Genomic DNA, 18788 nt, shown 5'->3' on the forward strand with positions numbered 1-18788 from the left:
TTATAAATGTTGTTAAGTTGGCTGGTTTAAAATCTTGGCCAACCATTTGAGTCCCAATTTAGTATGCTGATCAATAGTTTTGGCACACCGTTGTCACCTTTATCATAAGCATGGCGAACCATTACATCGGTATTAAGAATATCTTGGCCGCCAGGTCCGGCCCACTGGCTGTTACCAGCATCTAAAATACTGCCACCACCAGAGAGCATATTGTTGCCATTCTTGTCTAAGTAAGGACCACGAATATCCGTTGCACGCCCATATGCGATACGATAGGTGCTATCGGTTCCTGCGCAACATTTACCAACAGATACAAATAGGTAGTAGTATCCTTGGCGATAGATGATCGTTGGTGCTTCAATGCCACCTGAGCGGCTAGCAAGGGAATAGAGCTCACCAAATGGTTTCATCGTTATTGGGTTGATCCGCATTAACTTGATACCTGAATTCCACGAACCGAATGTTAACCATGGCGCACCATCTTTGGCGACGACTAAATCTGGGTCAATCGCATTGTAGTTATTGCTGTTGGTGGTGTTTATCACTAAACCATCATCACGCCAATTACCGGCAGAGATACTACTTGCTGAGGTTAAACCAATTGCCGAAACACGCGAGCCAAAGGTTGATATTGCATAATAAAGCCAGCTGCGGCCATTGTAACTTTTAAGTTCAGGCGCCCAAACATCAATGCCATCGTGTTCAGGCACATAGTTAGACCACCAATTTAAGCCATTGGGAAAAATCGCTGCGGCATCATTCCAAGCAACGCCATTATTTGACCACTTTCCAGCGATACCAGGCCCAGTTTGAAATATCCACCACGTGCCATTTTCGTAACTGATGGTTGGATCGTGAGTGACTAAACTACCGGTTAATGGCCAATGATCCGTTGCGCCATTGGTAGTTGAAGGATCAAAGGGAGCGGATTCTACGTTGGCGAGTTTATTGAGCTGCCAAAGCTGTGCATCACTGCCATTGTATGCCCATTGGCTGATATTAGCCCCGTCATTGCCGTCAAAGTCATACAGATCGAGCGCTTTTTGGCTATTGGCATTGATAAAGCTCACATAGCCGTTGCCTTCGCTATTAATTTGCCAATGCTGCGTTGCACCAGCGCTATAGTCATATTGGACTACGTTTGCGCCATCACTAGTTGACCACTCAAAGACCTCCATTGCTTTACCGCTGTTAAGGTTTATTACAGAGTAGTTATTATTTTCAACCTGAGTAATGAGCCAACGTTGGGTATCGTGATTAGTATTAGCCCATTGGCTAATATTCGCGCCATCCGCAGTTGATGCATTGGCGACTTCGACAAATTTGGCGCTATATTTTGATTTTATGGTATAGACACCATTATCGATAGCGAATGCATTATTAAAAAATGGGCTGGCGGCTAAACTAAGCCAGCAAAGTAATTGTGTGGAAAATTTCATTTTATCTCCAAAGTACTGTGTGTGTATGATCCGATAGCTCAAGCAAATTTAGCATTCGATGAGCAGCTCAACGATTAACCTTTAAAAGGTTAATTATAATACTTTATTATATTATTACTTTTGTAAAGATAAATGGTGATTTAAGTTAAATAAAAGTTGGGTTTGGGTGGGCGTGGGAGCATGTTTTGCTCCCCATTGTTGTTAGTTAATAAACTGGCTTGGAATTTCCCAGCTTTGAACTAGCAATTCACCTTGCCACGTTTGGAGTGTGATCCATGCCTTATCTTTGCTGGTTATTAATTTTGGTGCAATAGCGTGCACATGTTGACCATGACGCGTGCCATGTAAAATACCTTCATCGGCTTTTGATAACTGACTAAGTGGTAAAGGAGTGGGGCCAATATTCATGTAACCTTGGCGTACATCTGCTATTTTTCCTTTATTAAACATTACCATAAAATCTTTAACGTATTCACCATGGTGGCTATAGGGGGGCGCCATATTAAGTGGCATGGGTGCAAGGGTAAACTCTCCCATTGTTTGCTCGCCCCATGAGTCAGGAAATATGAGAATCATTGATTGATATAAAAACCAAAATGGTAAAATTAAAATACTAGCATGTAGTAGATACTTATAGCGTTGCCACCAAGTACTTTTAAGTCGCGCCATTATTGTGCCTCCTGAATATAGTCAGTCGTTAGCAGCTGCGCCTTTGTTGTCTTAGCTAACTTACTACGCCACATCATAAAGCCTGTAATAGACATACCGCTTAAGATCACGCCAAAAATAAACCAAACTAGCTTGGTCCAGATCCCGCCAATTGTGCCGTAATGCAAAGGGTCTGCAATATGAGAAATAGTTTGTAGAGCGTTCATTGATCCGGGACTTTTAGTCTGTGCTAATTCGCCTGTCCAAGGATTTATCGTCGTTGAGAACGCATAGTCATCATAGAAAATAGTGTTGTTCGAGCCGCTGATACTGTACATGCCTCGGCTATGTTCTGGGAACATGATGTAATGAGGTTCAAAGTCAGTAAACTGCTGCTTAGTGAGCTGTAGAGCCTGACTTAGACTGATGGCCGGTACCGTTTTAGAGGTGGGCAAATCAGCTATGCTTACCAGCGGCGGATGCTCTTCAATATCAATTTCGTTATGCCACATAATTGCTTGAGTTAAATACCAAAACCCCGTTAAGCTCATAATGAGTAAAAACCACATAGACCAGACGCCAGCCAAGCTATGTAAATCTTTTAGTAAGGTTTTTTTACCTTGATTGAAGCGCAATTTAGGCTGAGTAAAAGCACGCCAGAAATTTTTATAAATAATCAGCCCGGTGGCTAATGCGCCAAACATGACTATTGCCATTGCAGATACAAGATAATAACCGACGCTATAACCAGATTGCCATGGAAACAACAGCCAACCATGTAACGCGCGCATAAAACCAATAAAGGTGATGCCTTGATTAACTGCTTGTATTTGCCCTGTGTATTGATTTACGTAGGCAATTGCTTGGGGTTTATTGTGATCTGTAAATATAATAGCGTTTACTAAATACGGTTCATACACCAATACTGATGTGATATCAGCAGTTGGATGTTGTTGTTCTACTGCTGCTATTAATTCATCGATTGGTTTTGCAGGCAAATTGTTAGGATTACTTGCTCGAGCAGCAGGGTTGGTTAACCAGGTAAGCTCATGACTCACTACAGAGAGAGTGCCTGTAATACAAATAAAACAGAATAAAACCCATACAGGCAATGAGAACCAGCCATGTAATTGAAACCAAAATCGCTTGCTTACTTTAGCCATAGTGAAACCTATTGTTAATGATATTTGTTATCATTCATATTGCATTTCAATAATTGTACTATTAAACTACCTTCAATTTCAATTTGTCCTAAGGAATATTAATGCAGTTAAGTGGAATAAATACACCGTTAAGTATTTTATCTTTGACTCTTCTTTCACTGTTAAATCCTTCTAATGCTGTTGCCGAACAGCAAGCTGTGAGTGAAGGTCACGATTTAGAAGTTATTACGGTAAAAAGCCAACGAGGTTTGATTTCATACATGAGTGCATCTGGTGCAAAATCAGACGTGCCAATTATTGAAACTCCGTTGTCTGTTTCAGTTTTAACGCAAGAGCGAATTGAAGATTTAGGCGCACTAACTATTCAAGATGCAATTGGTTATGTGTCTGGTTTATATAACGGTCCATACGGTGTTGATACCCGTGGCGATTGGTCGGTTATTCGTGGTGTGTCGCCCGTACAATACTTAGATGGCTTAAAATCGTTGTATGGTAGTTATAATAATGTTCGTACTAACCCTTATGGATTGTCGCAAATTGAAATACTCAAAGGGCCGAGCTCAGTACTTTATGGACAGGGGTCAATTGGCGGGATTGTTAACTTAGTCAGTAAAAAACCAGAAGCTGAAACATCAGGACAGCTTTGGGGGCAAGTTGGTAATTACTCGCGCAAACAAGTTGCGGGAGATATTACCGGTGCATTAAATGATGATGCTTCATTACAAGGGCGAGTAATTGGTTTATGGCGAGAGAGTGATACCCAAACCGATTATGTGCCAGATAACAGTATTGTGTTTTCTCCATCATTAACCTGGTATGCCACTGATGATACAAAAATAACGCTATTAACTAATTGGCAAAAGAATGAATCAGGCACGAGTACCTCGTTCTTACCTCACTCAGGCACTATTTTAGAAAACGAAAACGGCAAAATTCCATCAAACCGTTTTGTTTCTGAGCCGGGTTTTGATCGTTATGATACTGAGCAAGCGTCAATCACTGCGATTTTAGAGCAAAATATTAATGCTGATTGGCAGTTTAAACTTGCTGCGCGTTACACCGATAGTCATGCTGATTATCATACGATTTATGGTTGGCCACCTAAATTTTTAGAAGATGGGCGCAGCGTCAAGCGAGTGTCTTATCTTAGCTCCGCTGATTCGCGGGCTATTGCCAGTGATGCCCAGTTTCATGGCAATATAATAACCGGTAATATTGAGCACACAATAGTGATGGGGCTTGATTATCAAAATGCTTATACCGATAACGACTCTGTTTCTGGACTCGCTGGCACGCTAGACTTATTTAGTCCTGTATACGGTAAAGTAGATAATTTACCAACAGCGGGTGATTTGATTGACGCTCCCCCATCAAAGACTTATCAAACTGGCCTATATATTCAAGACAGCATGAAAATAGCCCAGCAGTGGATTGTATCAGCAGCACTACGCCGTGATAAAGCAACAACAAATCCTGAAAACGGCAAAAGTGAGTCACAGTATGCGACCACCGGTCGTTTAGGCTTGATGTATTTATTTGACTCAGGGGTTTCACCGTATGCAAGTTATAGTGAATCATTTGAACCATTGCTAGGCTATGATGCCTTTGGTAATGCGTTTGTACCAAAAACAGGTGAGCAAGTTGAAGCCGGTATCAAATATCAACCTGCCGGAACAGAGCATCTACTTACGGCCGCCGTATATCATATTGTAGAGCAAAATCGCACTACCCCATTTAATGCAGAGCAAGCCACAGATAGCAAAGTAATTTCTCCAAACGGCCAAGTGCAACAGGGCGAAGTGACGGTAAAAGGACTTGAACTTGAAGCACAATTAGCTTGGCAAAGTGTCGATGTGTATGCGTCATACGCATACAGCGATGGTTACGTCAGTCAGAGCAATAAACAACGTGAAGATGGTGCAACACTTGCAGCGTTACCAAAGCAGCAAGCATCAATTTGGACGACATGGCGACCAGAAACTATGCATGGTTTTAAAATGGGCTTAGGTGCGCGCTATGTGGGAGAGACATCTGACGGTAGTGTCTATGGTGAGCGAGATGGCTTAGTAGTTGATCCAATTAAAACTACCGATTACACACTCTTTGACGCTATGATTGGCTATGATTTTGGGCAATACAGTTTCAGTTTGCAAGCACAAAACATTACTGATAAGACCGTGATCACCTCATGTTTAGCGCGTGGAGATTGCTTCTATGGTCAACGCAGAACTGTAACTGCGAATGTGCGCTATAAGTTTTAATGAAGTTAAGATGTAGTATAAATAAAGGGAGCAATTAGCTCCCTTGTTTGCAGTATTGCTAGCTTAGCTATCAATACTTTGTTGGTTAATTGTGACAATTCGTTGTGGGAATGGAATTTCAATATCCGCACCTTGAATCGCACTATATACGCCACCGTTTACGGCCAGCTTGGTTTCAATTATTTTCGTTGTCGGCACCCAGTAGCGGTAACTAATTGTTACTCCACTTTCAGCAAACCGTTCAATGCCAACTTGTGATAGCGGTTCACTTGCGACTAACTCATGGTCTTTCAATACGTTTTCTATAAGCTCTATAGCATGCTCAGCACTAGCATTATAGGCAATATCAATTTCACCTTTGACCAATGAATAATTAAATGAGTTATGTAGTATTTCGCCAACGATGTGTTTGTTAGGAATAGTAATTTCGACTTTTTCTTCGTTGATCAAAATGGTGTAGCCTAACTCAATGGTTTTTACTTGACCGCTGACATTTTTAACTTCAATCGTGTCACCAACAATAAAGGGGCGGGTGGCAATAATAGCCAAGCCTGCGCCATAATTTGATAACATCCCTTGCAATGCTAAACCAGCGCCAAGAGAAGCGGCACCAATTGCAGCAACAAAAGGTGTGACACTTATGCCAATTTTACCCAGCGCAATAATAATGAACATAACGATAAACAATACTTTCACTACATTACTGACAAAATTAGTGAGAGTAATATCAATATTGTTACGCGCCATTAAAGCGGCAATCATCTTAGATATTTTTTGTGCCACCCACAAACCAAAAATCAAGATCAACAATGCGCCAACTAATTGCATGCTGTACTTAACGAGGTACTCAGTGATCATGGTGTAGTATTTTTCAACTTGTTGGATTTCTGTACTGATCATCTATTATCCATAAATAAAGTGGTTAAACTATTTCATCATAGCAGAGCTTGACTCAAAAAAGGATAAAGTAATGGTACGATTAAAGCGGTAAGTAATGCGCTCAATGCCATTGCCACTGAAGCAAATGCACCAATACGCGGATGCTCAACAAGTGCGGCGGCGGTGCCTATTGCATGAAATGCAGTACCAATCGCAACGCCTTGTGCCTGATGGTTATAAATGCCCACCTGACGAAGAATAAGTAGCGCGAACAAAGCACCTAATAAGCCGATAAAAATCACCATCGCAGCTGCCAGCGAAGCGATGCCTCCGAGTGAATCAGTGACTAGCAGAGTAATGGGAGTAGTGACCGATAAAGCGGCAACAGATGCTGCTAATTGTGTAGGCACATTAAATGCAGCACTGAGTAAGGTTGCAACCACAGTGGCATTGATTATGCCCAGACTACAGCAGCCAACAATCAGCAAGAGATTTCTTCGTATATGCACAAATTGTTGATATAGCGGTAATGCAAGCGCAACAATGGCAGGCTCCAGTAAATAGCTTAATAGCTGGCTATGGCTAGCAAATTGCGAATAAGGCAGTGAAAAACTCACTAGTAATATGGCTATAAGCGTAATAGTGATAAAAACGGGATTAGTCAGCGCTTTTAATAAAGGATTGTTAATGGTTGTATTGAGCTTCCTTAACCCTAAAAACAGCGTGATAATTACAGGAATACTTAACCACCATAGATCAATCATGTTCAATCCTGCCTTTAAATATACTGATCACCGTTGCGATAAGCAGTAAGCTGGTCAATGGCACCAAAATGAAAACTGCACTGAGAAATTGCCATTGCAGGGCGATGATTTCAAGGTGTTCGATAAAACCAACCCCTGCAGGGATGAAAAAAAGCGGCATGACATTTAATAATGGCTTAGCACAGGGAGTTAAGTGATGCTCTTTAACTACGTTTGTTAAAAGTAACGTAAGTAGCATTAGCATCGCTAATAGGGGGGCTGGAAAGCTACCTTGCAGCCAGTGCATGATTATTTTTGCTATCGCCAAGCAACCCAAAATCAAACAGCTGCTGAGTAAATAAGGAAAGATTTTTTTAAGCACTGGTGTTTGGTGATCCATTGATTATTTACTCACTACAGGTCGTATTATACTTCATCACATTTGCTTGTTGAAAACTATGCGACTTATTGCTTAGCGTTGATATTAAGTGAATTTGTTACCAACGTTTACTATTTTGATACTCAATGTTGTCGACGCCTTTGGCTTTTGCAATGGCCTTTTTTGTATTGCTGTTAATAAGCAGACGAATTTGGCTAATGGTTTCTTTTGCTAAAATTTGTCTTCTTGGAGTATTAAAACTTTGTTGGGTAACGCGTTTGATTGCCGCTAAAGTATCCGGTGAGCGAGCTAATAAGGTATTGATCATTGCTAAACAGCGTTGCTTTGGATCCGCATTTACTTCGGTTATTAACCCTAATTGCAGCGCTTTATCAGCACTAATAGGATCTGCATGACTGGCAAGCCACATGGCATCGTCACGTTTTAGTAAGCTAGGTAGTACAACATTTGCACCCATATCAGGGCATAGTCCCCAGCGCGCTTCCATAATGGCTAATTTAGCATCTGGGTGCACAATCCGATAATCAGCCCCAAGAGCTATTTGCAGGCCACCACCAAAGCAATTACCTTGGACGACTGCGAATACCGGCACACTTAGTGATTGCCAACCCAGCACAACTTGCTGCGCTAAATTACAGTTACCCGGTAACCATTTAAATAGCAACTTGGCAATATTTATGGGACTTTTCATAACGGCAGCAACATCCAGTCCAGCACAAAAATGCTCACCATCACCTTGAATAACGACAGCGCGGATAGTCGGGTCTTTTTTAATTTTTTTAATGATACTTGTCAGCTGTTTGAACATGACAAAATTCAACGCATTTTGTTTATCTTTTCGGGATAATGTAACGAAGGCGATTGCCTGCTGTGTTTCAAAATTAATCATGTCAACTCCTCTGACCTGTTTAAGTTTAGCTTACGAGCTAATTGAATTGATGTAAAGCGTGGCTTTCTTGTTTGAAAAGCAAGCTATTTTATAGCCTGTTATTGTGAACCTCAGATACAAATGATTACAAAGTGGTCTATATTTTTAATCGGGTGGCTTGTTATATGATCGACCCATAATAGCCTCTGAACGTAACTTGGCGTTTAAACACAATTTAAAATAAACATATAAAGGTAGTGCGCGCAGCTACTAAGGAGATAAACCATGCTAAAAAGGTTCACGCCTAGCATTTTAGGAACTTACATGTCATTAGCGATCAAAGGGGTTGTTGGTACAACATTAATCGCTTTTTTAGCTGGTTGCTCAGATGATAATGCTACCAAACAAGTCGCTCCGCCTCCTGCGGTTTCAGTATTTAATGTTGTTACCCAAGAGGTGGGGAATTATCGAGAGTTTGTTGCTCGCACGGAAGCTCATCAGGAAGTGAAAATTCGCGCTCGTGTTGAGGGTGAATTAATAGAACGTCATTTTGATGAAGGCTCATTTGTTGAAAAAGGACAGCTACTACTGAGAATCGATCCAAGTGAATATCAATCTTCTGTTGCTGAAATTGAAGCGGACTTAAAAAGTAAGCTTGCTGGCGAAGATGGCGCATCTCGCGATTTAAAACGCGGTAAAGAAGTTGCTGCACAAGGGTTTATCTCACAATCTGATTTGGATAAATTAACCACTAAGTATGAGCAAGCTGCTGCGGCTGTTATCTCAGCAAGGGCAAGCCTTGAAAAAGCAAAATTAAATTTAAGTTACACCGAAATTAAAGCGCCGTTTGCAGGGCGTATTGGTAAGGTTAATTACGATGTAGGCAATATTGTGAGTCCTTCCTCAAATGAACTAGCGGAATTGACCGATGTGGATCCAATTTATGTTAACTTCCAGGTCGAAGAAGGTGATTACATTAGTTATCGTCAAAAACATCAAGACAGTGCTAATAACCCTCAAAATGTACCAATCGATTTATCCCTGCGTTTGCCAAATAACTCGGACTTGGGGGCTAAAGGGCAGTTAGATTTTGCCGATACGAAAATTGATCGCAGTACTGGCACAGTTGAATTAAGAGCGACATTTGCCAATCCACAAAACATTATAATGCCAGGCTTGTTTGTCACCTTAATTGTTGAAAGTAAAGATAAGCAATTACAAGCACTTATTCCTCAAGCAGCAGTACAAGAAAATCAACAAGGTAAATTTGTACTCGTGGTGGGTGAAGATAACAAAGTTGCTACGCGCATTGTGCAACTAGGACGGCGCATTAATGCGATGTGGGTCGTTCAATCGGGCCTTGAAGAAGGTGAGCAAGTGATTGTTGAAGGTTTACAAAAAGTACGTCAAGGGGTCGAAGTTAAACCAGTTGAAAAAAAGGTCGATCACACCACCGGTACAATTTCTAGTCAATCAGACGCTGCAAACTAAAGGAAACGCACATGATAAGTAAAACGTTTATCGCGCGGCCTAAATTTGCCCTAGTCATTTCGATAGTGATTACGCTAGCGGGTTTGATTTCCATGGGTTTGCTGCCAGTTAATATGTATCCCGAGATTACTCCACCGCAAATACAGATCACCGCAGTTTACCCAGGTGCCAGTGCGCAAATAGTGGAAGAGTCTGTGGTCAGACCCATTGAAGAGCAAGTTAATGGTGTAAAAGATATGATGTATATCGAGTCCAGCTCCAGCAATAACGGCACTGCTACGATAACTGCATACTTTAAGGTGGGCACGGATACTGATATTGCTCAAGTCAATGTACAAAACCGTGTCGCGTTAGCTGAGCCGGGGTTACCCAGCGAAGTAACACGCCAAGGTGTATCGGTTAAGAAAAAATCCAGTTCAATGTTATTGGGTATTAACTTGTATTCTAGCCAAGCAAACATTGATGCTATTTTTTTAAGTAACTATGCAACAAATTACTTAACGGAACCGCTGGGACGAATTAAAGGCGTGGCATCGGCTGAGGTTATGGGTGAGAAAACCTATTCAATGCGATTGTGGTTACGTCCAGATAAAATGGCGGCGTTAGGGCTGACAGTAGGCGAAGTTAGAGCAGCATTACAAGAGCAGAATACCATAGTGGCAGCTGGTAAATTAGGTGCTGCACCGAGTTTACCAAGTCAGCAGTTTGAATATTCAATTCAAGCTAAAGGGCGTTTAAAAACTCCAGAAGAGTTTGGCCAAACAATTATTCGTGCTAATCAAGATGGTAACTTTGTACGTTTAACTGATATTGCCCGCATCGAACTTGGCTCAGCTGATTACAGTATTAACGCTAAGTTAAATCAGCAAGATACCGCTTTTATAGTTATTTACCAATTAACCGATGCCAATGCAACGCAAGTGGCAAGTGATGTTAAAGCCACCATGGCAGAGCTTGCTAAGCAATTACCAGATGGTGTTGAATACTCAATACCATACGATACGACAGAGTTTATCAATCGCTCAATCGAAGAAGTGATTGTTACATTATTTCAAGCTGTTGGCCTGGTTGTTTTAGTGGTGTTTTTGTTTTTACAAAATTGGCGCGCGACACTTATTCCAACTATTGCCATTCCAGTATCGTTGGTGGGCACGTTTGCTTTTATGATGGCTATGGGTTACTCAATTAACTTAATTACCTTATTTGGTTTAGTGCTGGCGATTGGTATTGTGGTAGATGATGCAATTATTGTAATTGAGAATGTTGAGCGGATCCTCAAAGAAGAAAAGTTGCCGATTAAGGAGGCGGTCACTAAAGCGATGGAGCAAGTAACCGGGCCTATTATTGCGACCACGTTGGTGTTATTAGCCGTATTTGTGCCTGTAGGCTTTATGCCTGGTATTACCGGGGAGCTTTATAAGCAGTTTTCTGTAACGATTTCGTTTGCGGTATTAATTTCATCGGTTAACGCATTAACCCTAAGTCCAGCTTTATGTGCGCTATTGTTAACAGAAAAGTCAATGAAACCGATAAAATGGCTGGCGCCAGTCGAGCAAGGCATTGTTAAATCAACTTCCATCTATTCTAAAATCATCCACTTTGTTTTAAAACGCTCGGCACGAGTGGGTATTTTTGCCTTAGTTATTTTTGTGGTGGCAGGCTGGCTGGCTAAAAGCGTTCCAACAGGATTTGTGCCAGCCGAAGATCAAGGTTTTGTGTTTGTAGATGTGCAATTACCAGATGCGGCGGCTTCTGGTCGCACTGCTGATGTGATGCATAAAATAGGTGACATTATTAAACAAGAACCTGCAGCAACTGATTTTATTGCGGTATCCGGTTTTTCTTTGATTGGCGGGGCGGGCTCAAATAATGCTTTAGGTATTGTTATTTTAAAAGACTGGGAAGAACGCACTAGTGCTGAACTAGGCTTAAAGTCAGTGATTGGTCGTTTGATGGGAAAAATGTGGGCCATGCCAGATGCGCAGATAATGGTATTTAACCCGCCGCCAATTCCTGGTTTAGGTAATAGCGCTGGTTTTGAGTTTCGCCTACAAGACAGTGAAGGTCGGGATCCGACTGAATTGGCGCAAGTACTTAATGGTCTGGTATATGAAGCGAACCAACATCCAAGCTTGAGTAATGTGTACAGTACTTTTAGAGCAAATGTACCGCAGTACTTTTTAGAGATAGATCGCAATAAAGCAAAGGCTCAAGGGGTTGCATTAAGTGACATATTCTTAACGCTCCAAGCCCAGCTCGGCTCATTATATATTAACGATTTCAATCAGTTTAGTCGTACTTATAAAGTAATCATGCAAGCTGAGAGTGAGTTCCGTAAAAATCCTTCCGACTTACAGCATTATTTTGTGCGTAATAATGAAGGCGACATGGTGCCATTAACGACACTTGCTAAACTTGAACCAATTCTTGGGCCAACAACCCTTAAGCACTTTAATTTATATCGTAGTGCGAGTATCAGTGGTCAAGCAGCTGCGGGGTTCTCAAGTGGTGATGCAATAGCTGCCATGGAAGAGCTAGCTAAGCAGTTACCTAATGGCTATGTATTTGAATGGGCAGGGCAATCTAAACAAGAAATTGAAGCTGGCAATATGGCACCGTTGCTATTTGCTTTGGCCGTTATCTTTGTTTACTTGTTCTTGGTTGCACAATATGAAAGTTGGACGATCCCTTTTTCAGTTATAGCCGCAATTCCACTGGCGATGTTTGGCGCAATGTTAGCGTTATACGTACTGGGTATGGAAAATAATATTTATGCACAAGTGGGGTTAGTACTGCTTATAGGTATGTCGACCAAAACTGCAATCTTGATTGTAGAGTTTGCGATGGAAGAACGGCTTGCCGGCAAGAGTATTTTTGATGCGGCTCTTAGTGCAGCCAAAATGAGGTTTCGTGCGGTATTAATGACTGCTCTTTCATTTGTATTAGGTGTATTACCGTTAGTATTTGCAACTGGCGCGGGTGCTGGAAGCCGCGTATCGCTTGGTGTCACTGTGCTAGCCGGCATGTTAGCCGCGACTATATTGGGTACTTTGCTGGTGCCATTATTTTATAGTTTGGTGCAGTCAATGCGCGAAAAAGTAAAGGGCACAGCGACAACGCAAACGTAAAATAAGCCCTGTATAAAAAAAGTCAGGGAAACCTGGCTTTTTTTTGTCAAAAATTTGCTGAGGTTTGATACTATATCTGGCATTAGCATCATGAAAGGTTTATGGCAATGACAGGACCCCGTTTATACAGTGAAGAAGAAGTAACGCATCAAGCTTACGATATCTTTTTAGAGTTAGCCCCAGATAACCTTAGTGAGCAAGATGTTGATGATTTTAACCAGCATCGTGAAGAGCTTGGCTTTATTGAAGAAGGTGAGCCTGATGACCAATGGCAAGATTTTGTCGCATTAGAAATAGAGCCAGAATTATTTATTCAGGTGTTAGTGGGACTTGAATTCGATAATCAAGATATTTTATTTGCTAAAATTTTGATTAGCCGTGATAAAGACGCGCCGTTTTGTCATATATTATGGAAAGATAGCGAATAATCTCGATGCAGTATCTTAGTGAAAACAGCCTTGTTTTAAATATCAACACAGTGAGCGAACAGTGATTAGGTTACTGCTGTTGTTGGGCTGTCTGCTTAGCTTTAGAGTCTGGGCGGTTGATCCTTTTGAAGACTTTCATGAGTATGGTCAACTCTCAGATGAAGAGATCCATAAAATCCATCAAGGCGAACTATTATACGGCGATACTGAATTTGGATTTATTGTTAGTCGCGGTAATACTAATTCGACCAGTTTTAAGTTCAAAGGTAACTTATATCAAGATCTTGAGAATTGGCGTAATCAATTCAAAATAGATAGTTTATATAAACGTGATCGTAACGACACCACTGGCAATGATGAAGTCTCGGCAAACCGTATATTTTTCTCTGCGCAGGGCAACTATAAAGTTGGGGTAAAAAATGCCTCATTCTTTATGTATGGTGATTATGAAGAAGATGAATTCAGTGGTCTTGAGTTTAAAAGCACACTTGCGGCAGGTTATGGTAATCGTTTATATCAAGGGGTAAAAAACCAAGTTGATTTTGATATAGGGCCTGGTTTATACCGCTCGGTAGCACAAGATGATGCTGAGCTTGAAGATGAGCAAGACAAAACCAAAACCGGTTATTTATTACGTTTAGCACTGCAGTGGGAGCGTACGGTCTCGACTCGAACACGTTTCAATCAAGATTTAAGTATTGAGCAATCATTGTCAGGATTAAACTCACGATTAAAGTCAGAAACATCATTGATCAGCCAACTAATGGGCGCTGTATCATTAAAGTTTACTTATTTATATCGTTATAATTCTAAGCCGGAAGACGATAAGTTAAAGTTTGATTCAGAACTAAGTGCGACATTAGTTTATAGTTTTTAAGAGAGTATTATGTATCAACATAAGCAATTTGCATTGTTCATTTTTGTTATTCTAAGTTGGATTGCCAGCTTTGTTGGTTTAGCTTGGTATTTAATTGGTGCTGATATGCCGTTAATGGTATTTGCAGCGATTTTAGTGCTGGTGGGTTTTTTGTTCCATGGTTTAACCATTAAAGTTGACGACAGCCAAATTAGCTGGGGTTTTGGTCCTGGTGTGTTTGGTGATAAGTTACAGTTAGTGGATATTATTGAAGCTAAAGCAGTAGAAAATTCTTTTCGTCATGGTATTGGCTTACGTATTACCCATGATGGTTGGGTATACACAGTGTCAGGATTTAGCGCGGTACAGCTAACTTTAAAAGATGGTAGCCAATATCGCTTGGGAACTAACGACCAAGATGGTTTACTGGCAGCGTTGGCGGGTAAGATAAGTGAGCCAGTAGCAGAGCCTACACCCGTTTGATTAAATTATAGATATAAAAAAAGCGCAGTAGCGCTTTTTTTATTGTCGGTTTAGTTCACTAAGTCGATATTAGTGATCGTGACCACAGCCGCCATCACCATGAACATGGCCATGCTCTAGCTCGTCTGCTGTTGCATCACGCACTTCAAGTATTTCTACATCAAAGTTTAAAGTGATGCCAGCGAGTGGATTATTACCATCAACAATTACATCGTCTTCTTGAATATCAATGATCATTACAGATTGATCGCCGTCATCTGTTGAGGCACGAAATTGCATACCAACTTCAATTTCCATACCTTCAAACATCGACTTAGGTACTGCTTGCATCAGATCATCATGGCGTTCGCCATAACCTTGCTCTGGTGGCACAGTAACGCTGAGTGTGTCGCCCGCTTTTTTACCTTGCAGGGCATCTTCTAGGCCTTGAATTAAGTAACCGGTACCAACGATAAAGATCAGTGGCTCACCATCAAATGAGTTATCGATAGAGTTTTTGTCATTATCCATAACTGAATAATGCATTTTTACCACTTTATTTGTTGCAACGATCATAGTCACTCCTATTTATTCGTCTTCGAGAGAGTAGGGTAGAGGAAGGATTGATAGCTCTACCGTTGGGGCATGTTTTGCACGCAGTAACTGACTAGGTTCACTGTCGTTTGGCAACACAACAAGGCCAAATAAGGTTTTACTTTGTTGATTGTAGGCTTGGCTTATTAATTTGCCAGCACGACGCCAGTTTTCACCCATTTGGGTTTCAAGCTCTGGTTCAGCTAATTCTCCATCGCTGTGCCCTGATACGATATACATAGCGCGTTTATTTTTACCAAGGTATTTCATGCGGGCAACGGTTTCTTGGCCTGTGTAACAGCCTTTACGAAAGCTTACTCCACCGATAGCTTGCAGGTTAACCATTTGTGGTACGTATTCACCGAGTGCCGCTTCATTGAGCTCAGGCTCACCCGCTAAAATACTATGTTGGTGCCACAGCGCGTCGTTTTCAAGGGCGATAACCTCATCAGGCAGTGAAAATTCATCATTAACCATCAGTAAAATGCGGTTTTTTGCTAATTTTAGTGCTTTACCATGACTAAAATCGCAAGCGCTATCTTGCTCATTAAAATGAATGTTCAACGCATTTAAGGTTGCAGCTAGATCATCACCGATTAAACCAATTAACTTGCTGGTAGCAGCTTGTATTTCAACTTTTGAAAACACCGCATACTTTTTTAATTCAGTTAAAGATTGAGCGGTTTCAACCGCTGATGCTGCTAAATAGTAACTATCTTGATAAGCAAAGAGCTTGGCTACACTCCATAATTTACCTTTGGCATTACAGTGCCCAGCCCATAAGAAGTTGGTTTGGTTGAGCTTATTAATATCTTGGGTAATTTGGCCATGAAGGTAGGCGAGTTTATCAACACCGCTAATGCGGATCAGCTGATGTGATAAAGGGCATGCGTGTACTGTTGACATAAAAACCTGCGTTACAAGAAATGTAGGCGCGTATAATACCGTAGTTAGCGCTGCTGGTATAGATGCATAAATAGCTGTTTATTCAGGTGCAATTTGTTAAACTGCTAAGCAACTTAGTACGAGGTAAAAAATGACTGAAATTCACAATAAAGCGCGTATCCGCTGGGCTTGTCGCCGCGGCATGTTAGAACTAGATGTGTTATTTATGCCATTTGTAGATGAGGCATTTGATTCGTTATCTGTACAGCAGCAAGCTGTTCTTCAACGTTTGCTAGAAGCGGATGATCCCGATCTATTTGCGTGGTTTATGGGCCATCAAGAATGTAAAGATCCTGAGCTTAAACAGATGGTACAACTGATTTTAGACCGAGTTCGTGTATAGGTTTAGGGTTACTAATAATGTTCCAGACCACAGGCCTTTTGTGGTCTACTTTAGCTTGTTCGCAGTGTGTTATAGCCTATTTTTAACTAGCATATTAGCGCAATTTATTTGTGTCGCCAGTAGTACTGTTTTTGGCTATGTAAGTTGGCACTGGTATAAAAAATCCCATCCTCAGCAAGGCGTTTTTATATTAGATTCTACGCAATGTCGTTTTGAAAATAATACGCTAAAAATAAATGGCCATATCAGCAACAAAAGCCGTGTTTATCAAAGCAGTGTTTGGTTATATATTAATGGCTTTGCAAGCTCCCACTGGCTGATTATTAATGCCAGCGGGGTTGATGAACTGAGTTTTGTGCGCTTGAAACGTCTTACTTTGGCTGCTCGTCATGAGCAAGCGGAGTTAAAATAGTGGGCGTTGGATTATCATTTAACTGCGGGTAGTCAATGGTATAATGCAAGCCTCTGCTTTCTTTTCGCTCCATTGCACTGCGAATTATAAGCTCTGCTACTTGCACTAAATTACGCAGTTCAAGCAAGTTATTCGAAACGCGGAAGTTTGCATAATAATCACGAATTTCTTGCTGTAGTAATTCAACTCGGTGTAACGCACGTTCTAGGCGTTTAGTTGAACGCACAATGCCAACATAGTCCCACATAAATAGTCGTAGTTCATGCCAATTATGGGTGATCACCACTTCTTCATCTGAGTTAGTTACGCGGCTTTCATCCCACATCGGCAGCACTTTTAATGCTGGACTATGTTGTATTTTTGCTAAAATATCTTTTGCTGCGGCGTGCGCGAACACAATGCACTCTAGTAATGAATTACTGGCCATGCGATTAGCGCCATGTAGCCCCGTATAAGCGACTTCGCCTACCGCATATAAGTTATCTAGATCGGTCTTGCCGTTAAAGTCAGTCATTACTCCACCACAGGTATAATGTGCCGCAGGAACCACTGGAATTGGATCTTTAGTGATATCGAGCCCGACACTTAAGCATTTTGCATAAATGGTCGGGAAATGCTCAATAATAAAGTCTTTATCTTTATGACTGATATCTAAATACACACAGTTAGCACCTAAGCGCTTCATCTCAAAATCGATAGCGCGGGCAACAATATCGCGTGGTGCAAGCTCTTCACGCTCGTCAAAGTCTTTCATGAATCGTGTGCCGTCAGGGCGCTTTAAATAAGCACCTTCACCGCGCATCGCTTCGGTGATCAGAAAGTTTTGTAGCTCTGGGTGATATAAACTGGTCGGGTGGAATTGGTTAAATTCCATATTGGCTACTCTACAACCTGCCCGCCAAGCCATGGCGATACCATCACCACTGGATACATCAGGGTTGGATGTGTAAAGGTATACTTTACTGGCACCACCGGTTGCTAAGGCTACAAACTTAGCTGAAATTGTTTCAACTTTCTTCGCCGCTCGGTTCCACATATATACGCCATGAATATGTTTACCGTTTTGGCCTAATTTTTTATCACCAATTAAATCTATCGCGTTGTATTGTTCTAATAAGGTAATTTCTGGGTGCGCTTGTACTTGGCTTATTAGCGTTGTTTGCACTGCTCGGCCGGTGGCATCTGCAGCGTGTAAAATTCGGCGATGGCTATGGCCGCCTTCACGGGTTAAATGAAAGCGCTCTTTGCCTTTGCTATCAAACTCCATATCAAAAGGCACGCCTTGCTCGATTAGCCATTGCAAGCAGTCATGGGCATTACTTGCGGTGTATTGCACGGCGGTTTTATCACATAAACCACCACCGGCATCTAAGGTGTCTTGTACGTGAGATTCAATGCTGTCATTCTTTTTATCAAACACGGCAGCAATGCCGCCTTGTGCATAAAGTGTGGAACCTTCCGTCAATTCACCTTTGCTGATCACGGTAACTTTACAGTGATTAGCTAAAGATAATGCTAATGAGAGGCCAGCTGCGCCGCTGCCAATAATTGCGACATCCGTGATATGGTGTTTATTTTGGTTCATGTCCGTGGTCTTTGCGGTTACAATGCTCAGATACTAATGTATAAACAGTAATGAGCAAATAATAATATTATGATAGGCGTATATGTATCATATTTGGCGCGACACTATTAGTGATTTTCAACTTTCGCCAACATATTTATATG

At 41.4% G+C, this 18788-nt stretch carries 18 protein-coding genes; 8 read left to right on the top strand and 10 right to left on the bottom strand.

All coding sequences use genetic code 11. From position 1 onward, the window contains the following. Positions 1-26: 26 nt before the first annotated feature. From FW757_RS00230 to FW757_RS00240, 3 genes are all read right to left on the bottom strand, one after another. Positions 27-1439 carry a family 43 glycosylhydrolase gene (locus FW757_RS00230; RefSeq protein ID WP_446440721.1) on the bottom strand — a complete coding sequence of 471 codons (1413 nt, stop codon included), beginning with the start codon at positions 1437-1439 and terminating at the stop codon, positions 27-29. A gap of 201 nt (positions 1440-1640) precedes the next feature. Then, positions 1641-2108 (bottom strand): hypothetical protein, encoded by a 468-nt coding sequence (locus FW757_RS00235; RefSeq protein WP_149980916.1) that lies wholly within the window; start codon positions 2106-2108, stop codon positions 1641-1643. Beyond that, a complete protein-coding gene (locus tag FW757_RS00240) occupies positions 2108-3250 on the bottom strand; it encodes a PepSY-associated TM helix domain-containing protein (protein WP_182794061.1) in 1143 nt (380 codons plus the stop codon). The genes FW757_RS00235 and FW757_RS00240 overlap by 1 nt, the downstream gene beginning before the upstream one ends. A gap of 101 nt (positions 3251-3351) precedes the next feature. Here FW757_RS00240 and FW757_RS00245 point away from each other — a divergent pair, with 101 nt between their 5' ends. Beyond that, positions 3352-5511, top strand: a complete 2160-nt coding sequence (locus tag FW757_RS00245; RefSeq protein ID WP_446440722.1) for a TonB-dependent siderophore receptor — start codon at positions 3352-3354, stop codon at positions 5509-5511. A gap of 63 nt (positions 5512-5574) precedes the next feature. On the opposite strand, the gene FW757_RS00250 is transcribed toward FW757_RS00245, so the two are convergent. The 4 genes from FW757_RS00250 to FW757_RS00265 form a co-directional block, all read right to left on the bottom strand. Further along, on the bottom strand, positions 5575-6411 hold the full coding sequence (locus tag FW757_RS00250; protein WP_182739415.1) for a mechanosensitive ion channel family protein: 837 nt from the start codon (positions 6409-6411) through the stop codon (positions 5575-5577). Between the two features lie 35 nt (positions 6412-6446). Next, a complete protein-coding gene (locus FW757_RS00255; RefSeq protein WP_149980912.1) occupies positions 6447-7154 on the bottom strand; it encodes an LrgB family protein in 708 nt (235 codons plus the stop codon). After that, positions 7147-7533, bottom strand: coding sequence for a CidA/LrgA family protein (locus tag FW757_RS00260; RefSeq protein WP_182739414.1), 387 nt, complete (start codon positions 7531-7533; stop codon positions 7147-7149). The genes FW757_RS00255 and FW757_RS00260 overlap by 8 nt, the downstream gene beginning before the upstream one ends. 97 nt (positions 7534-7630) lie before the next feature. Beyond that, positions 7631-8422, bottom strand: coding sequence for a crotonase/enoyl-CoA hydratase family protein (locus FW757_RS00265; protein ID WP_182739413.1), 792 nt, complete (start codon positions 8420-8422; stop codon positions 7631-7633). Between the two features lie 303 nt (positions 8423-8725). On the opposite strand from FW757_RS00265, the gene FW757_RS00270 reads away from it, so the two are divergent. The 5 genes from FW757_RS00270 (at position 8726) to FW757_RS00290 (ending at position 14787) form a co-directional block, all read left to right on the top strand. Further along, entirely contained in the window at positions 8726-9892 is a 1167-nt protein-coding gene (locus FW757_RS00270; RefSeq protein WP_149980909.1) for an efflux RND transporter periplasmic adaptor subunit, read from the top strand. Positions 9893-9903: 11 nt separating this feature from the next. Beyond that, on the top strand, positions 9904-13020 hold the full coding sequence (locus tag FW757_RS00275; RefSeq protein WP_182716999.1) for an efflux RND transporter permease subunit: 3117 nt from the start codon (positions 9904-9906) through the stop codon (positions 13018-13020). A 107-nt stretch (positions 13021-13127) separates the two neighbouring features. Next, positions 13128-13448, top strand: a complete 321-nt coding sequence (locus FW757_RS00280; protein WP_145237630.1) for an HI1450 family dsDNA-mimic protein — start codon at positions 13128-13130, stop codon at positions 13446-13448. Between the two features lie 61 nt (positions 13449-13509). Next, complete coding sequence (locus tag FW757_RS00285) at positions 13510-14325, top strand: DUF481 domain-containing protein (protein ID WP_149980906.1); 816 nt, start codon at positions 13510-13512, stop codon at positions 14323-14325. A gap of 9 nt (positions 14326-14334) precedes the next feature. Then, positions 14335-14787, top strand: coding sequence for a hypothetical protein (locus FW757_RS00290; protein ID WP_149980905.1), 453 nt, complete (start codon positions 14335-14337; stop codon positions 14785-14787). Positions 14788-14856: 69 nt separating this feature from the next. Here FW757_RS00290 and FW757_RS00295 read toward each other — a convergent pair whose 3' ends face one another. Together FW757_RS00295 and ygfZ are read right to left on the bottom strand one after the other, a co-directional pair. Beyond that, positions 14857-15342, bottom strand: a complete 486-nt coding sequence (locus FW757_RS00295; protein WP_182717001.1) for an FKBP-type peptidyl-prolyl cis-trans isomerase — start codon at positions 15340-15342, stop codon at positions 14857-14859. Positions 15343-15354: 12 nt separating this feature from the next. Beyond that, entirely contained in the window at positions 15355-16266 is a 912-nt protein-coding gene (gene ygfZ, locus FW757_RS00300; protein ID WP_182783805.1) for a tRNA-modifying protein YgfZ, read from the bottom strand. Between the two features lie 130 nt (positions 16267-16396). Here ygfZ and FW757_RS00305 point away from each other — a divergent pair, with 130 nt between their 5' ends. Together FW757_RS00305 and FW757_RS00310 are read left to right on the top strand one after the other, a co-directional pair. Next, positions 16397-16648 carry an FAD assembly factor SdhE gene (locus tag FW757_RS00305; RefSeq protein WP_054205400.1) on the top strand — a complete coding sequence of 84 codons (252 nt, stop codon included), beginning with the start codon at positions 16397-16399 and terminating at the stop codon, positions 16646-16648. A gap of 40 nt (positions 16649-16688) precedes the next feature. After that, positions 16689-17060, top strand: a complete 372-nt coding sequence (locus FW757_RS00310; protein WP_246175499.1) for a hypothetical protein — start codon at positions 16689-16691, stop codon at positions 17058-17060. Here FW757_RS00310 and nadB read toward each other — a convergent pair. Beyond that, a complete protein-coding gene (nadB, locus tag FW757_RS00315) occupies positions 17020-18645 on the bottom strand; it encodes an L-aspartate oxidase (RefSeq protein WP_182717003.1) in 1626 nt (541 codons plus the stop codon). The genes FW757_RS00310 and nadB overlap by 41 nt on opposite strands. Positions 18646-18788 lie beyond the last annotated feature (143 nt).

Source organism: Pseudoalteromonas sp. 1181_04 (assembly GCF_052850545.1).

What these genes read in the sequence shown, in the direction of transcription:
- FW757_RS00230 (WP_446440721.1), bottom strand. Translation starts at nt 1,439, where the DNA reads ATGAAATTTTCCACACAATTACTTTGCTGGCTTAGTTTAGCCGCCAGC.
- FW757_RS00235 (WP_149980916.1), bottom strand. Translation starts at nt 2,108, where the DNA reads ATGGCGCGACTTAAAAGTACTTGGTGGCAACGCTATAAGTATCTACTA.
- FW757_RS00240 (WP_182794061.1), bottom strand. Translation starts at nt 3,250, where the DNA reads ATGGCTAAAGTAAGCAAGCGATTTTGGTTTCAATTACATGGCTGGTTC.
- FW757_RS00245 (WP_446440722.1), top strand. Translation starts at nt 3,352, where the DNA reads ATGCAGTTAAGTGGAATAAATACACCGTTAAGTATTTTATCTTTGACT.
- FW757_RS00250 (WP_182739415.1), bottom strand. Translation starts at nt 6,411, where the DNA reads ATGATCAGTACAGAAATCCAACAAGTTGAAAAATACTACACCATGATC.
- FW757_RS00255 (WP_149980912.1), bottom strand. Translation starts at nt 7,154, where the DNA reads ATGATTGATCTATGGTGGTTAAGTATTCCTGTAATTATCACGCTGTTT.
- FW757_RS00260 (WP_182739414.1), bottom strand. Translation starts at nt 7,533, where the DNA reads ATGGATCACCAAACACCAGTGCTTAAAAAAATCTTTCCTTATTTACTC.
- FW757_RS00265 (WP_182739413.1), bottom strand. Translation starts at nt 8,422, where the DNA reads ATGATTAATTTTGAAACACAGCAGGCAATCGCCTTCGTTACATTATCC.
- FW757_RS00270 (WP_149980909.1), top strand. Translation starts at nt 8,726, where the DNA reads ATGTCATTAGCGATCAAAGGGGTTGTTGGTACAACATTAATCGCTTTT.
- FW757_RS00275 (WP_182716999.1), top strand. Translation starts at nt 9,904, where the DNA reads ATGATAAGTAAAACGTTTATCGCGCGGCCTAAATTTGCCCTAGTCATT.
- FW757_RS00280 (WP_145237630.1), top strand. Translation starts at nt 13,128, where the DNA reads ATGACAGGACCCCGTTTATACAGTGAAGAAGAAGTAACGCATCAAGCT.
- FW757_RS00290 (WP_149980905.1), top strand. Translation starts at nt 14,335, where the DNA reads ATGTATCAACATAAGCAATTTGCATTGTTCATTTTTGTTATTCTAAGT.
- FW757_RS00295 (WP_182717001.1), bottom strand. Translation starts at nt 15,342, where the DNA reads ATGATCGTTGCAACAAATAAAGTGGTAAAAATGCATTATTCAGTTATG.
- ygfZ (WP_182783805.1), bottom strand. Translation starts at nt 16,266, where the DNA reads ATGTCAACAGTACACGCATGCCCTTTATCACATCAGCTGATCCGCATT.
- FW757_RS00305 (WP_054205400.1), top strand. Translation starts at nt 16,397, where the DNA reads ATGACTGAAATTCACAATAAAGCGCGTATCCGCTGGGCTTGTCGCCGC.
- nadB (WP_182717003.1), bottom strand. Translation starts at nt 18,645, where the DNA reads ATGAACCAAAATAAACACCATATCACGGATGTCGCAATTATTGGCAGC.